Source organism: Bradyrhizobium sp. Leaf396, assembly GCF_001424605.1.
GTDB classification, from domain to species: domain Bacteria; phylum Pseudomonadota; class Alphaproteobacteria; order Rhizobiales; family Xanthobacteraceae; genus Bradyrhizobium; species Bradyrhizobium japonicum_C.
Genome location: NZ_LMQJ01000056.1, coordinates 1 through 14,079, shown reverse-complemented (window position 1 = coordinate 14,079; position 14,079 = coordinate 1). Strand labels below are relative to the sequence as shown.

Here is a 14,079-nt window from a genome sequence, read left to right as displayed (position 1 = left end):
GGACCATCCCGGAATGACGGGGCAAAGGCCTTATCCGCCCACCACCAGGTCATCCCGGTGGATCATCTCCGATCGCCCGCTGATGCCGAGGATGGCCATGACGTCCGGGGAGGAGCGGCCTTTGATCCGCTCGGCGTCGTCGGCGTCGTAGGCGATCAGGCCGCGGCCGATCTCGCTGGTGTCGGGGCCGCGCACGACCACGGCATCGCCGCGGGCAAACTGGCCCTCGACCTTGATCACGCCCGCCGGCAGCAGGCTCGCCCCCGCGCGCAGCGCGGCAACCGCGCCGGCGTCGATCGTCAGCGTGCCCTTTGGCTCCAGCGAGCCCGCGATCCAGCGCTTTCGCGAGGTGATGGGATTCGCCGGCGTCAGGAACCAGGTGCAGCGGCCGCCATCGGCGATCGCCTGCAAGGGATGCTCGATCTTGCCGGAGGCGATCAGCATATGCGTGCCGCCTGTGGTCGCGATCTTGGCCGCCTCGACCTTGGTCCGCATGCCGCCGCGAGACAGCTCGGACTCGGCGTCTCCGGCCACCGCCTCGATCTCCGAGGAAATGCTTTCGACCACCGGAATGAGCTTGGCATTCGGGTTGTTCTTCGGCGGCGCGTCGTAGAGGCCGTCGATGTCGGACAGCAGCACCAGGAGATCGGCGCTCGCCATGGTGGCCACGCGCGCGGCGAGACGGTCATTGTCGCCGTAGCGAATCTCGGTGGTCGCGACGGTGTCGTTCTCGTTGATCACGGGGATGGCGCGCCATTCCAGCAGCTTGCCGATGGTGGAACGCGCGTTGAGATAGCGGCGGCGCTCCTCGGTGTCCTGCAGCGTCACCAGGATCTGGCCGGCGCCGATGCCGTGCGCCCCGAGCACCTCCGACCAGATCCGCGCCAGCGCGATCTGGCCGACCGCGGCCGCGGCCTGGCTCTCCTCCAGCTTCAGCGGGCCACGCGGCAGCTTGAGCCGGCTACGGCCGAGCGCGATCGAGCCGGAGGAGACCACGAGGACGTCGCGCCCTTCCTTGTGCAGCTTGGCCATATCGTCGGCGAGCGCGGCGAGCCAGGATGCCCGCACCTCACCCCTGTCGGAATCCACCAGCAGCGCAGAGCCGACCTTGACGACGATGCGGCGGAATTGACTGAGTTCGGGGCTGGCCATGGCGCTAACAGGACGGGACTGCTCTGGAAACGGCGGAGCGATGGGCGGCGCCGATGAGCCCTGCTTTTGCAGCAGGACGACGACCGGCGCAAGGCGGCAGGCCAGGTAACCGCCCCCAATGCCGGCCTTGTGTCGGGCGTCTCGCGAGGCTCTAATTGCCGTCAATCAAAACGAGCCGGAGAGGGAACGATGGATCGCCGCAAATTCATGGCCGGATGTCTTGGTCTGCCGCTGCTGGCGCGGGCGGGTGACGCGCAGGCGCAGGCGGGGCTGACGAAGATCATCTTCCCGTTTGCAGCGGGAGCCGGCGGCGACACGCTGTGCCGGCTGATCGCGCAGGAGATGGCGCCGTTGCTGCAGCGGACCGTCGTGGTCGAGAACCGCACCGGCGGCGACGGCCTGATCGGCATCAAGGCCGTGAAAGGGGCGAGCCCCGACGGCAGCATGGTGCTGGTGACGACCGGGCCGACCATGTACCTGCTGCCGATGGTGGAGAAGACACCGAGCTTCGATACGGCCAAGGACTTCATGCCGGTGTCGCTGCTGGCGCGGTTCGAATTCGCCGTCGTGATCGGCCCGGGCGTCGATGCCCCGGATTTCAAGAGCTTCGTCGCCTGGCTGAAGGCACATCCGGACAAGACCTCGTTCGGGGTGCCGAGCAACGGCACCATTCCGCATTTCATGGGCTCCAAGCTCGAGAAGGATCTGGGCATTCCCCTGACTCGCGTGCCCTATCGCGGTAGCGCGCCCATTCTCAACGATCTCGTCGGCGGTCATATCTCGTTCGGCATCACGACATTGGCCGATGCGTTGCCGCAGCATCGCGCCAAGGGCGTGAAGATCATCGCGGTGTCGAGCGCGGAGCGTTCACCCTTTGCGCCCGACGTGCCGACCCTGAGGCAGAGCGGCATCGATCTCGTTGCCGACGCCTGGTACGGCATGTGGCTTCCCGCCGGCAGCCCGCCGGAGTTCGCCGGCAAGATCGGCGCCGCCGCAAGCGCCGCACTCGCCAAGCCCGAGGTGAAGGAGAAGCTCACGGCAATCGGTCTCATCCCGGTCGGCTCGGCGCCGGAGGGATTGACCAAGGAGCTCGCAGCGAACATCGCGCTGTGGCAGCCGATCGTGAAGGCGACCGGATACAAGATCGAGAATTGAGTCTCTCGCGGCGCCACACACTCAGGCGTCGTGCCCTGGTCAAGCCCGGGCATGACGATGGAGAGAGCCTTCCTCCGCTCACATCTTCGCGCGCTGTGCGATGCCGTCCTTGATCGCGGCGAGCTCTTTGTCGTCCCAGATGCCGATCAAGATGCCGCCCTTCACCTGCAGCTGGTTGTCCGCATAGGCTGCGATCTTCTCGCGCGGTGTCGTGATGTGGCCGCTCGGATGCAGCGCCCAGTCGAACAGTTCGGCCTGAAGCCGCGCGATGACGCCGGCGCATTCCGGGTCGTCGCCGCGATCGACATATTCCTGCGGATCGGTATCGAGATCGTACAGCATCGGGCGGAAGCCGGAGGCGTGGATGTATTTCCAGCGGCCGTCGAACACCATGAACAGGCGGCAGCGCTCGATCGGCTGGTTCAGCTTCAGCCGCACGTCCTGCATGGCGTAGTCGTATTCTGAGAACGCGACCTTGCGCCAATCGCTCGGGGTCGGACCACGCAGCAGCGGCAATAGCGAATGTCCTTCGAGGATGTGGCCGGGCACCTTGCCGCCGAAATAATCGACGAAGGTCGGCGCGAGATCGATCGCCTCGACCAGCGCATCGCTGCGCGTGCCGCGCGTGGCGTCAGCCTCTTGCGACGGATCGACGATGATCAGCGGAATCTTCGCCGACTGCTCGTGGAAAAGGTCCTTCTCACCCATCCAGTGATCGCCGAGATAATCGCCGTGGTCGGAGGTGAACACGATCATGGTGGTTTCCAGCAGGCCATGCGCCTCCAGGAATTTCATCAGCACGCCCATCTGGTCGTCGATCTGGGTGATCAGTCCCATATAGGTCGGGATCACCTTCTCGCGGGCATCATCGCGCGCCATGTTGCGGGAATAGCGCATGTCCATATACGCCCCGAACACCGGATGCGGATTCTGCCGCTCGCGCTCGGAGCGGATCGCCGGAATCACGTCACCAGTCGAATACATGCTCGCATAGGGCTCCGGCGCGATGTAGGGCCAGTGCGGCTTGATGTAGGACAGATGCAGGCACCACGGCCGGCCGTCGGCCTCGGCCTCGCTGATGAAGTCCATCGCGCGCCGCGTCATGTAGGGCGTTTCGGAGTGCTCGTCCGGCACGCGCGCGGCCTTGTCGGCATGCACCAGCAGCCAGCCGTTCTGCAGCGAACCATCTTCCGCCGCTCCTGAATTGGCCCAATGCTCCCAGGGATTGGTGGCCTCGAATCCCTGGCTGCGCAGATACTCATCGTATTTCGGACGCGGTCGTCCCGTGGGATGCAGGCCGTCGTCACGCTCATACGGCTCGAAGCCGCATTCGGCGACGTGCACGCCGATGATCGACTCCGGTGGGATGCCGAGCGCCTTCATGCCTTCGAGGTCGGGTGCCATGTGGGTCTTGCCGACCAGCACGTTGCGGACGCCGATCTTCTTGAGGTGATCGCCCAGCGTGGGCTCACCCACGCGCAGCGGCCAGCCGTTCCAGTGCGAGCCGTGCGAGCGCATGTAGCGCCCGGTGTAGAACGACATTCGCGATGGGCCGCAGATCGGCGATTGGACGTAAGCCTTGGTGAACAGCACGCCACGCTGGGCCATGGCGTCGATGTTCGGCGTCTTCAGCGTCGGGTGGCCGGTGCAGCCGAGATAATCATAGCGAAGCTGGTCGCACATGATCCAGAGAACGTTCTTCGCGCGCGCCATGCGTCTATCTCCGCCCGATACTTATCTGCTGGATGCTGCTCTATCGATGGCACTAAGACAACCTCTCCCGGAGGGAGAGGTCGGCGCGTAGCGCCGGGTGAGGGTTTGCGGTGTCTCGCAGAGGAGCCAATCCCTCACCCGATTTGCTACCCAAATCGACCTCTCCCCGGTGGGGGGGGGAGATGTGGAGAGAGCGTCGCTCGACTAAGCCGACCACGGCTCCGCTTCCGCCGCGCTCTTGGCCTTGGCGGAGACCGGGCTTTCGCCGATCACCTCGGCCAATGCGCGCAAGGCTTCCTTCACGCCCTGGCCGGTGACGCCGGAGAGCAGCAGCGGCGTCTTTTTGGCGGCGCGCTTGAGGCGCTCCTTCTGCTTCTTCAGCTCCTCCGGTTCGACCGCGTCGATCTTGTTCAGCGCGACGATCTCGATCTTGTCGGTGAGCTGCCCGCCATAGGCGTCGAGCTCCTTGCGCACGGTCTTGTAGGCCTTGCCGGCGTGCTCGCACGTCGCGTCGACGAGATGCAGCAGCACGCGGCAGCGTTCGACGTGGCCGAGGAAGCGGTCGCCGAGGCCGGCGCCTTCATGCGCGCCTTCGATCAGGCCGGGAATATCCGCCAGCACGAATTCGCGGCCGTCGGCATTCACGACGCCGAGCTGCGGATGCAGCGTGGTGAAGGGATAGTCGGCGATCTTCGGCTTCGCCGCGCTGACCTTGGAGAGGAAGGTCGACTTGCCGGCATTGGGCAGGCCGACGAGGCCGGCATCGGCGATCAGCTTCAGCCGCAACCAGATCCAGCGCTCCTCGCCGGGTTGGCCGGGATTGGCATTGCGCGGCGCGCGGTTGGTCGACGACTTGAAATGTGCGTTGCCGAAGCCGCCATTGCCGCCCTCGGCCAGCACGAACTTCTCGCCGACCTTGGTGAAGTCGTGGATCAGCGTTTCGCGGTCCTCGTCGAAGATCTGCGTGCCGACCGGCACCTTGAGCACGATGTTCTTGCCGTTGGCGCCGTGGCGGTCCGAGCCCGAGCCGTTCTCGCCCTTCTGAGCCTTGAAATGCTGCTGGTAGCGGTAGTCGATCAGCGTGTTGAGGCCGTCGGCGACCTCGACGATGACGTTGCCGCCGCGCCCGCCATTGCCGCCGGAGGGACCGCCGAATTCGATGAACTTCTCGCGGCGGAACGCCACGCAGCCGTTCCCGCCGTCACCGGAGCGGATGTAGACCTTTGCTTCGTCGAGGAATTTCATGGGCCATAGGTAGGCCAGCCAGTCCCGCGCGGCAACCCGAGCGCCCTGCCAATCGGCCGAATTTCTGGCGATTTCGCCGCTTGCTTAACCCGCCGGCCGCCGCCGGATCAGGAATTTCTGCATGCCTTCCAGCACCAGCTCCTTGCGCTGGTTGAACACGGTGCTGCGAAGCGTCACGGCGCCGGTCGTGCGTCCGGGCACCAGTTCGGTGACCTCGAGCGCCGGATAGATCGTATCGTCCGCGTAGACGGGCTTGAGGAACCGGCTCGACTGCTCGAGGAAGCCGACCAGGGAGTCTTCGACCATGAATGGAAACAGGCCGGCACCGGGCGCGGTGTGGATCAAGGTCTGGAAGCCGTGGGCGAGCAGATGCGGCATGCCGCGGCTGCGGCAATATTCGACGTCATAGTGCACCGGATGGGTGTCGCCGCTCGCGGTCTGGAATGCGGCGAACACCGCCGACGTCTGGGTGCGGCTCGGCAGCACGAAACGCTCGCCGAGGACGAAATCCTCGAACCAGCGCTGCGTGGGGATCATGCGATGCTGGGTGGGATCGAAGTCGGTCATGCGCTGCACCATCGTCGCGTTTTCGGATTGCGATCCGTATCGCGCCACGCGCAGTGCGACAATGCGTTCAATTCGGCGGAAGTGGGCTTGTCCCTGGTGCTTACGTCATTAAAACGATGGCAAGCACCACTACCAGCCGATTCCTGACGCGCTCTCCCCGTCATTGCGAGCGCAGCGAAGCAATCCAGACTGCCGCTGCGGAAGCAGTCTGGATTGCTTCGTCGCAAGAGCTCCTCGCAATGACGATCCCCGAACTCGTGTTTCGTCATGCCCCTGTTCAAGTCACTCTCCGCCTATGACGACCGTTCCGCGCGGCTGGCCGGCATCGCACTGATGGTGCTGTCGATCTTCATGTTCTCGTTCGGCGACGCCATGGGCAAGTTCCTGGTCGGGACCTACTCGGTGGGGCAGCTCTTGTTTCTACGTGCCTGCGCCGCGCTGCTCTTGCTGTCGCCGCTGATCTGGACGCAGCGTCACCAGTTCCTGCATCTGGAGCGGCCGGGCCTGCAGATGGTTCGCGTCGTGCTGTCGACGCTGGAGGTTGCCGCCTTCTTCCTTGCGACGGTTTACCTGCCGCTCGCGGACGTCATCACCTATTATCTCGCCGGTCCCATTTTCGTCACCGCGATGTCGGCGATCTTCCTGGGGGAGAAGGTGGGCTGGCGGCGCTGGACCGCGATCCTGATCGGTTTCTGCGGCGTGCTGATCGCGCTGCGGCCGTCGGCGCAGACCGTCAGCCTGCCGGCGCTGATCGCGCTCGGCGGCAGCCTGTCGTTTGCGACCCTGATGCTGATCACGCGCAGCCTGCGCAAGACGCCCGATATCGTGATGGCGTCCTCGCAATTCGTCGGCACGTTTTCGCTGGGCGCGGTCCTGTCGGCGTTCAACTGGGTGCCGCCGACGCCTGGCAGCCTCGTGTTCTTCGCTGCCGCCGGGCTGGTTTCGGTGACGGCGCTGTTCTGCGTCAACCGCTCGCTCAAGCTCGCGCCCGCCAGCGTCGTCGTGCCCTACCAATATTCGATGATCGTCTGGGCCGTGATCTTCGGTTTCGTCGTGTTCGGCGACGTCCCGTCGATCGCGACACTCGTCGGCGCGGCCATCATCATCGGCGCCGGGTTCTACATCTTCTTGCGGGAGCGGGATCTGGGGCGGGAGACCGCGGACGTGAATCCGCCGGCGTAGCTCTTACCCTCCCCTGGAGGGGGAGGGGAATTGGCGCCCTACCTCACCCGTCTTGCGCTGCTCCAGCTCTTCAGCGACGCCCACACCCCGCGTGACAGGCGGAAGCAGTCGACCGGCGTCGAGGAGCCCAGCGCCAGGAAGCGGTGCAGCTGCACGCCGCTCCACTGGAAGCCGCACTTCTCCAGCACCTTGCGCGAGGCCGGATTGGTGACGCGCGCGCCCGCATAGAGATGCTCGTCCTCGAACTCCTCGAAGAAGAAGTCGATCGCGCCGCGCGCGGCCTCGGTGGCAAAGCCCCGGCCCCAATGCTCGACGCCGAGCCAGTAGCCGAGCTCGGCATTGCCCGGTGTGGAGCAGTCGATGCCGACCATGCCGACCGGCCCGTTATCGTGCTCGATCAGGAACACGGTCTCGCTGCCGAGCTCGGCGGTGGCGCGGATGAAGTCGGCGGCGTCGTCCTGGGAATAGGGATGCGGCAGGCGGCGCGTGTTCTCGGCGACGCGGCGGTCGTTGGCGAGCCGGGCGATGGTCCTGACGTCGGCGAGAGTGGGCCGCCGCAAAGTCAGCCGCTCGGTGGCGACGACATCAGGTCTCGCCTCACGCAAGGTCACGCTCGAGAAATCCTGCAACATGTCCGGCTCCGTGAAAGTCACTAAGTCAATGTGAGCAATGAAAAGGGGAGGCCGGTTTCCCGCCTCCCCTGGAGCCTTCGATCTCTTGCGATCTCTAGGACTCCGCCGGTTCAGTCGGGACCGGCGGACTCCAATTTGATCCACCGTCTATTCAGCCGCCTCGGCGATCGGGAGCACCGATACGAAGGTGCGGCCGTTGGCTTTGGCCTGGAACGCAACACGACCCTCGATCTTGGCGAACAAAGTGTGGTCCGTGCCCATGCCGACATTAAGGCCGGGGTGCCAGGTCGTGCCGCGCTGACGCGCAATGATGTTGCCGGGAGTGACGACCTCCCCGCCGAACGCCTTGATACCGAGGCGCTTGCCCTTGGAATCGCGTCCGTTACGCGATGAACCGCCTGCTTTTTTGTGAGCCATGGCTCGTCTCCGAAATCCTGCGTATGTCTAGGTCAATTCCTTGACGGAATCATTTCAAAACGTCTCACGCATCAATTCGTGAATTGGCGTGATCAATTCTGTCTACTCGGCGGCTTCCGCTGCCGGCTCCTTGGCCACCTTTTCCTTCTTCGGACGCGGGCCCTTGGTGGGCTTGGCGCCGTCCGTCAGGATCTCGCTGACGCGCAGCACGGTGATCTCGTCGCGGTAGCCGCGCTTGCGGCGCGAATTCTTGCGGCGGCGCTTCTTGAACGCGATGACCTTGGGGCCGCGCTTGTGGTCGAGCACCTCGACCGCGACGGAGGCACCTTCGACCGTCGGAACGCCCAGCACCGGCGTGTCGCCGCCGACCACCAGAACTTCATTCAGCTGCACGATCGAGCCGACTTCGCCTTCGATCTTGCCTACTTCCAGGACATCATCCGGCACGACGCGGTATTGCTTGCCGCCGGTTTTGATGACTGCGAACATCGTTTTTTTCCTTCGTGTTCAATCCCGGCCTCGGGACGGGACTCGTCCGGGCCGGCTTTTTGTCAGTCGCTAAGGGTTTATGCGCGTTTGCGTGGGCGGGGCTTAGCCCATTGAAAACCCACGCAAAAGCAAGCGGCGCGAGAAACGCCCCGCGCCGGCTGTGGGACTTATAGCCGCTGGTCGCCGCGAGTCAAGGAAAACCCCGGGAAAAAGCCACGGATTAGAAGGATTTGCGCCGTTCGAGCGGCTGGAGCGGAATCTCCGCCGGGGACGCAACCAACGGGTTCCCTCGCCGTTGTCCCGCAAATCTTCATGCGGGCAAGGGCTATCATGGCAACAGACGAGCTGGTCAAGACGACGGGCATCGCCCACCACGGGGCGGAGCGGCTGCCCTCGGTGGACGTCGACAGTTTCAACATCGAGATCAAGGACGAGGACGGCTTCCTCGGCGACCGCGCCAGCAGGGGCGCGTTCCGCGAGATCCTCGAGCGCTGGCGCAAGCCGTTGCGCAAGAGCGGCGAGGATCCGTTCGGCAAGGAGCAGACGGAGAACATCAGCAAGAAGACGCTGGACGACATCATGGTTGGCGACGACGTCGAGGCCTCCGCCGTGGTGCACAGCGCCATCGAGGACTTCGCGCAGGAGCTTGCCTACGTCACGCGCCGCTTCCTCAAGACCAAGGCCTGGGCCAAGACCGAGCGCATCGTGGTCGGCGGCGGTTTCCGCGATTCCCGGCTCGGGGAGCTCGCGATCGCGCGCACCGAGATCATCCTCAAATCGGAGGATTTCAAGATCGACCTGCAGCCGATCCGCCATCACCCCGACGAAGCCGGCCTCGTCGGCGCGTTGCATCTGGCGCCGTCCTGGATCTTCGAGGCCCATGACAGCATCATTGCCGTCGACATCGGCGGCACCAACATCCGCTGCGGCCTCGTCGAGACCGGCTGGAAGAAGGCCAAGGACCTGTCGAAGGCCAAGGTCGTGACATCCGAGCTGTGGCGTCACGCCGACGACGAGCCGACCCGCGAAGGCGCGGTGAAGCGGCTCACCAAGATGCTGAAGGGGCTGATCACCGAGGCCGAGACCGAGGGCTACAAGCTCGCGCCCTTCATCGGCATCGCCTGTCCCGGCGTGATCAACGCCGACGGCTCCATCGAGAAGGGCGCGCAGAATCTCCCCGGCAATTGGGAGAGCAGCAAGTTCAACCTGCCGGCGAGCCTGATCGAGGGCATCCCCGCCATCGGCGAGCACGACACCGCGATCCTGATGCACAATGACGGCGTGGTTCAGGGCCTGTCGGAGGTGCCGTTCATGCAGGACGTCGATCGCTGGGGCGTGCTCACCATCGGCACCGGTCTCGGCAACGCCCGCTTCACCAACCGCCGCAAGGAGAACGGCAAGGACAAGGACCGGGATTCCGCGGAGAACGGCAAGAAAAAGACCAAGGACAGCAAGAAGGACGACTGAAGCGGCCAAGGTCGATCGGCCTACCGTTGCCCACCTCTCCCGGAGCGAGAGGTCGGATGCCATCGCAGATGCCGCTCGGGTGAGAGGTTTCGATCCGTCCAATGCGGCGCGAGGGATGCTCCGCCCGGTCTTGCCGGCGCGGGCGCCCAGGTAACCTTGACCGGTTAGGTTAAGGACCGGATTGCGTTGCGGCAGGCCCGCCGCACGTTAGGGTCGAATCGTCGCTTCCACTCGGCCGGCGAAGCCGCCCTTCACGGCCAGTATTTCAATGAGCGGCACCGGGACCGCCAGTATTTACCGCGTCTGGCGGTCCCACCCCGTTTTCCTCCTGCTTGAGCGGGCTCCTCAAATGAGGGACCCATCGCGCCGGCAAAACAATCGCGCCACGACACGAGACCTCATCCTGAGGACCCGCCGCGGGCAGGTGTCTCGAAGGATGGCCGCAGGCGAACTTCCCGCTTCGCGAGCTGTGGGCCCCTCCCGTTCACCCGACGGAGGGCAGCGATGATTCGTTCAGATGCACGGCGCGTCACCGCCCGTGCCGATCGACCCGATGCTCAGCACAAATCGCGCGAAATGCCGCCGAAACGCGCCGCCCCAACCGCTGGAGCCGGTCGCCCGGCCGAAACCGGTCCGATTTTCGTATCCCGCGCCTTGTCTGGCCCGCCATCCTCGCCTATTAACGCCCCCAACCACGGGGGCCGCTGCTCCTACATGGCGCCTTCAGGAGAGGTGGCAGAGTGGTTGAATGCACCGCACTCGAAATGCGGCATAGGTGCAAGCCTATCGGGGGTTCGAATCCCTCCCTCTCCGCCAGCAGTCCCGAAAACACCCGTAAATCGGCTGTCTTTTTGATCTGAAAGGACTTTTCGCGTTTTTCCGGACGACCGACGGTACACAACGTCGGTACACAGATGGTTCATGCGCTCGGCACGCCCAAACGTCATCCGCAAAGCGGAATCTACCTGTTCAGGAAGCGCGTTCCCGAACGGCTGAAGGACTTCATCGGCAAGAGCGAGATCAAGTTCTCGCTGCAGACGCGCGATCCCGTCGTCGCGCGGATCCGCAACCTCGAAGAGATGGCGCGGCTCGCGCGCGCTTGGTCGGAAATCGGCGGGTCGGTCGTCGACGGCACGCGACATGCGGCAATCTGCGTCGATTGCAAGACGGCGGGATCCGGGGCAGCCGCCGCGGCCGCGCTTGCCGCCGGCGCGCTGCCGCCTCCGTCCGCTCCGGCCGCAACAGCCACCGCGAACACGCCGGTCGCACTGCGCCCGATCTTCGAATCCTACGCCAAGGAGGCCGAACTCGCGCCTTCGACCGTGAAGCGCTGGTCGCCGGTCCTCGACCGCCTGATCGGCCATCTTGGCCACGACGACGCCGCGGCGATCACGCGGGCCGACATCGTTGCGTGGAAGGACGCGCTGCTCGACGGCGACATGTCGAACGTCACCGTCCGCGACGTCTACGTGGCCGCGGTGAAGGCGACGTTGCAGTACGCCGTCGACCAGGGCCGGCTCGCCGAAAACCCCGCCGCCGGCGTCAAGGTGCGCGTGCGCGAGGCGCCGGTGGAGCGGGACAAGGGCTTCGACGGCAAGGAGGCCGAGACGATCCTGTCGGCGACGCTGCGCAAGCCCTCCGACAAGATCAGCGTCGAGATGGCGGCGGCGCGGCGCTGGGTGCCCTGGATCTGCGCCTACACCGGCGCGCGGGTCAACGAGATCACCCCGCTGACCAGGCGCGACTTCGTCCTGCGCGACGGCATCTGGATGATCCGCATCCGGGCGGAAAACAACAAGGGGCGCAAGTTTCGGGAGGTGCCGCTTCATAGCCATCTGATCGAACAGGGTCTGCTCGACTACGTGAAGACGCGCGGCTCGCGGCCACTGTTCTACGACCCGCGCCGTAGCCGTGGCGGCAAGGATTCCAATCCCCACCATAAGAAGGTCGGCGAGCGGTTGGCGGAATGGGTCCGCTCGCTCGGTATCGACGACCGCGTCGCCCCCAACCACGGCTGGCGTCATCGCTTCTCGTCGATCGCGCGCGTGGTCGCAATGCCAGAGGACGTCCGCAACATTGTCCAGGGCCATGCGGGCACAAAGGTCGCTGATCGCTACGGCGAGACCTGGCCGCTCGTCGCGCTGCGCGAGATCGAAAAGCTGCCGCGGTACGCAGTCGAAAGGGAGACCTAAACTGTCACGCTTAGGCTGACTGATGCGAACGGGTGGTCCGACCTGGACGAGATGTCCCGGATCGTACTCAGCATCCTCCGCCAAGCCGCAGAGCCTCTTGCCAGTCGTCCACTTTTGAGTAGAGCGGCTTTGGACAGAACGAACAGCGGCTTTCACGGCTCATGAGCGGACAGGTTTTGCGCATGTGCGACCTGCCTAGCTCAGGGTGGCGAAAGTTAACGTTTTAGTAACACTCTGATATTGTTTGAAACTTCTCTAGGGTTCCCGCGTTGCCCCCAAAATATAGGATAGCCATGCGGCGAATTCGCGCTTGACCAGGCGAAAGCGACCCCCTAGGTTACCCGCGCTCGGTAATTCCTTAGCAAGCGTCTCTGAGGAGATAAGCCCCGTTAATCGTGGCCGCCCTAGGGTACAAGCAAAATATGGCTCGCAAGTTGCGGGCCTTATTTTTTGGTAGATTGCCAGTCGTCGCGATGAGCAAGATTCTTGGTCATCAGATCGGCAAATTGCGAGTCACCGTGCTCGTATTTTCGAAATAGGCTCCACGAAAGAAAGTCTACCGCCTGTAGACCGGGATACAGGTGAGACTCGCCGTGCGTGATGGAAAGCGAATGCTCATGGGCGCAATGGCCGACTAGCCTCGTCTCTAGATAGCCATCGAACTTGTTCTTGGTTTGGAGTTCCTTGGTTCTGGCGTCGATAACGATCTCAAGGTCACCGACGAAGTGATTCGGATACGCGCGGCAGACGAGCGAGCCGCAGAGATAGTTGTACGAAATGCCGTAGTGGGCCTTGCTGAGGAATGGCGGCAGGTGCTTTTTCTTCGCTATCGAATAATGCACTTTGTTCGGACCGGAGCAAATTGCGGTTATTATCTCTTTCAGGACCTGATCGCGCCTGTCGCTGATGGCTTTTGGAATGCCCGGAAGGTGGGGCGATGCCCAAATGGACGTCCCCTTAATCTCCATCCTCTTTGGCCAGCCAGCGTTTATTAGCTTGGCGAATTCTTTCTTAACCCTTTTTTCGAGCGCCTTTCGGTTCTCGGTCCAGAGCGCGGTGATCAGAAAAAATTCACTCGATTCCTGCTTCTGGCCAAGCTCGCCGGACTCGTCGATAAACAAGTGATGCATAGATTACTTCTCTGTTACGCACTGAATGAATTACATTTTTTTTGACGATTCAACTGCTGACGGTTCGTTGCCAATAGCCCTTCCACTGTCGCGAAACGCGGTGCTGCAAGGCAGCGGGTGGGGCCTGAGTCGCCGGCGCGGATGCTAAGCTTTCGAAGTCGTTCACGAAATTCGAAGGATATGACTTAACCCGCGCCCGAAATCCTTACGGTCCCCCTGCATAAGGGAGTTCGATTTTGGGGGCGGAACAGGTGCGGGTCCGGGAGCCAATTCTCGATAAAAGCGGCGTCTATCACTACCGTCGTCGGATCCCCGACGACGTACGTCGGGCGCTCCGCGAGTTGGATGCTGCCGCCGGCGCAGGTAGCCGTCGTCAGGATAAGCGCGAGGAGAAGAAGCGACTCGGCCGCGACAAGGCCAGGGCCGAGGCCGCTTGGGAGAAATACGATCGTGAAGTCGAAGCCAGATGGGCCCAGCTCAGGCAGGGGCGGATCCGCGGTCTCTCTCTGGTCCAGATCCAGGCTTTGGCAGGGGACATCTACCGGCGCTGGCTGAACGGCTACCATCCAGCACGCTTCCATGCCGGCATCAGCGCCGGTGTTGCGCTAGGACTCATGGAGGAAATTGAACTTCCTCCGAATGAGTGGACACCTGTAGTAGGCTCGTTGAGCCTGGAGGTGTTGAATGGAACGTGCACGTCGGTCGTTTACTGAAGAGTACAAGCGCGAGGCGGCGGGG

The 14,079-nt window shown here is 63.8% G+C and carries 13 protein-coding genes and 1 tRNA gene; 6 read left to right on the top strand and 8 right to left on the bottom strand.

Going from position 1 to position 14,079, the window contains the following annotated elements; all coding sequences use genetic code 11:
- Window positions 1-30: 30 nt before the first annotated feature.
- On the bottom strand, window positions 31-1,152 hold the full coding sequence (gene proB, locus ASG57_RS29655; RefSeq protein WP_024338891.1) for a glutamate 5-kinase: 1,122 nt from the start codon (window positions 1,150-1,152) through the stop codon (window positions 31-33).
- A gap of 189 nt (window positions 1,153-1,341) precedes the next feature.
- Between proB and ASG57_RS29650 the strand changes: the two genes are divergently transcribed.
- Window positions 1,342-2,307, top strand: coding sequence for a Bug family tripartite tricarboxylate transporter substrate binding protein (locus tag ASG57_RS29650; protein WP_057198651.1), 966 nt, complete (start codon window positions 1,342-1,344; stop codon window positions 2,305-2,307).
- Between the two features lie 78 nt (window positions 2,308-2,385).
- On the opposite strand, the gene ASG57_RS29645 is transcribed toward ASG57_RS29650, so the two are convergent.
- From ASG57_RS29645 to ASG57_RS29635, 3 genes are all read right to left on the bottom strand, one after another.
- A complete protein-coding gene (locus ASG57_RS29645) occupies window positions 2,386-4,020 on the bottom strand; it encodes an alkaline phosphatase family protein (RefSeq protein WP_057198649.1) in 1,635 nt (544 codons plus the stop codon).
- A 204-nt stretch (window positions 4,021-4,224) separates the two neighbouring features.
- Complete coding sequence (gene obgE, locus ASG57_RS29640) at window positions 4,225-5,265, bottom strand: GTPase ObgE (protein ID WP_057198647.1); 1,041 nt, start codon at window positions 5,263-5,265, stop codon at window positions 4,225-4,227.
- 84 nt (window positions 5,266-5,349) lie between these two features.
- Complete coding sequence (locus tag ASG57_RS29635) at window positions 5,350-5,832, bottom strand: MaoC family dehydratase (RefSeq protein WP_024338895.1); 483 nt, start codon at window positions 5,830-5,832, stop codon at window positions 5,350-5,352.
- Window positions 5,833-6,099: 267 nt separating this feature from the next.
- Here ASG57_RS29635 and ASG57_RS29630 point away from each other — a divergent pair, with 267 nt between their 5' ends.
- On the top strand, window positions 6,100-7,014 hold the full coding sequence (locus ASG57_RS29630; RefSeq protein WP_057198645.1) for a DMT family transporter: 915 nt from the start codon (window positions 6,100-6,102) through the stop codon (window positions 7,012-7,014).
- 38 nt (window positions 7,015-7,052) lie between these two features.
- On the opposite strand, the gene ASG57_RS29625 is transcribed toward ASG57_RS29630, so the two are convergent.
- From ASG57_RS29625 to rplU, 3 genes are all read right to left on the bottom strand, one after another.
- Window positions 7,053-7,646 (bottom strand): GNAT family N-acetyltransferase, encoded by a 594-nt coding sequence (locus tag ASG57_RS29625; protein ID WP_024338897.1) that lies wholly within the window; start codon window positions 7,644-7,646, stop codon window positions 7,053-7,055.
- Between the two features lie 147 nt (window positions 7,647-7,793).
- Window positions 7,794-8,063, bottom strand: coding sequence for a 50S ribosomal protein L27 (gene rpmA / locus ASG57_RS29620; RefSeq protein WP_024338898.1), 270 nt, complete (start codon window positions 8,061-8,063; stop codon window positions 7,794-7,796).
- Between the two features lie 102 nt (window positions 8,064-8,165).
- Window positions 8,166-8,552, bottom strand: coding sequence for a 50S ribosomal protein L21 (rplU, locus tag ASG57_RS29615; protein ID WP_024338899.1), 387 nt, complete (start codon window positions 8,550-8,552; stop codon window positions 8,166-8,168).
- Window positions 8,553-8,882: 330 nt separating this feature from the next.
- Between rplU and ASG57_RS29610 the strand changes: the two genes are divergently transcribed.
- The 3 genes from ASG57_RS29610 (at window position 8,883) to ASG57_RS29600 (ending at window position 12,211) form a co-directional block, all read left to right on the top strand.
- Entirely contained in the window at window positions 8,883-10,019 is a 1,137-nt protein-coding gene (locus ASG57_RS29610; protein ID WP_024338900.1) for an ROK family protein, read from the top strand.
- Between the two features lie 726 nt (window positions 10,020-10,745).
- A tRNA-Ser gene (locus tag ASG57_RS29605) sits at window positions 10,746-10,835 on the top strand.
- 98 nt (window positions 10,836-10,933) lie between these two features.
- On the top strand, window positions 10,934-12,211 hold the full coding sequence (locus ASG57_RS29600) for a DUF6538 domain-containing protein (protein ID WP_057198644.1): 1,278 nt from the start codon (window positions 10,934-10,936) through the stop codon (window positions 12,209-12,211).
- 443 nt (window positions 12,212-12,654) lie between these two features.
- Here the strand turns inward: ASG57_RS29600 and ASG57_RS29595 are convergent, their stop codons facing one another.
- Window positions 12,655-13,341 (bottom strand): DUF3800 domain-containing protein, encoded by a 687-nt coding sequence (locus ASG57_RS29595; RefSeq protein ID WP_057198642.1) that lies wholly within the window; start codon window positions 13,339-13,341, stop codon window positions 12,655-12,657.
- A gap of 236 nt (window positions 13,342-13,577) precedes the next feature.
- On the opposite strand from ASG57_RS29595, the gene ASG57_RS29590 reads away from it, so the two are divergent.
- Window positions 13,578-14,054, top strand: coding sequence for a hypothetical protein (locus tag ASG57_RS29590; RefSeq protein WP_057198640.1), 477 nt, complete (start codon window positions 13,578-13,580; stop codon window positions 14,052-14,054).
- Window positions 14,055-14,079: the final 25 nt, after the last annotated feature.

Coding starts and splice junctions, on each gene's coding strand:
- proB (WP_024338891.1), bottom strand. CDS start 1,152: ATGGCCAGCCCCGAACTCAGTCAATTCCGCCGCATCGTCGTCAAGGTC.
- ASG57_RS29650 (WP_057198651.1), top strand. CDS start 1,342: ATGGATCGCCGCAAATTCATGGCCGGATGTCTTGGTCTGCCGCTGCTG.
- ASG57_RS29645 (WP_057198649.1), bottom strand. CDS start 4,020: ATGGCGCGCGCGAAGAACGTTCTCTGGATCATGTGCGACCAGCTTCGC.
- obgE (WP_057198647.1), bottom strand. CDS start 5,265: ATGAAATTCCTCGACGAAGCAAAGGTCTACATCCGCTCCGGTGACGGC.
- ASG57_RS29635 (WP_024338895.1), bottom strand. CDS start 5,832: ATGACCGACTTCGATCCCACCCAGCATCGCATGATCCCCACGCAGCGC.
- ASG57_RS29630 (WP_057198645.1), top strand. CDS start 6,100: ATGCCCCTGTTCAAGTCACTCTCCGCCTATGACGACCGTTCCGCGCGG.
- ASG57_RS29625 (WP_024338897.1), bottom strand. CDS start 7,646: ATGTTGCAGGATTTCTCGAGCGTGACCTTGCGTGAGGCGAGACCTGAT.
- rpmA (WP_024338898.1), bottom strand. CDS start 8,063: ATGGCTCACAAAAAAGCAGGCGGTTCATCGCGTAACGGACGCGATTCC.
- rplU (WP_024338899.1), bottom strand. CDS start 8,552: ATGTTCGCAGTCATCAAAACCGGCGGCAAGCAATACCGCGTCGTGCCG.
- ASG57_RS29610 (WP_024338900.1), top strand. CDS start 8,883: ATGGCAACAGACGAGCTGGTCAAGACGACGGGCATCGCCCACCACGGG.
- ASG57_RS29600 (WP_057198644.1), top strand. CDS start 10,934: ATGGTTCATGCGCTCGGCACGCCCAAACGTCATCCGCAAAGCGGAATC.
- ASG57_RS29595 (WP_057198642.1), bottom strand. CDS start 13,341: ATGCATCACTTGTTTATCGACGAGTCCGGCGAGCTTGGCCAGAAGCAG.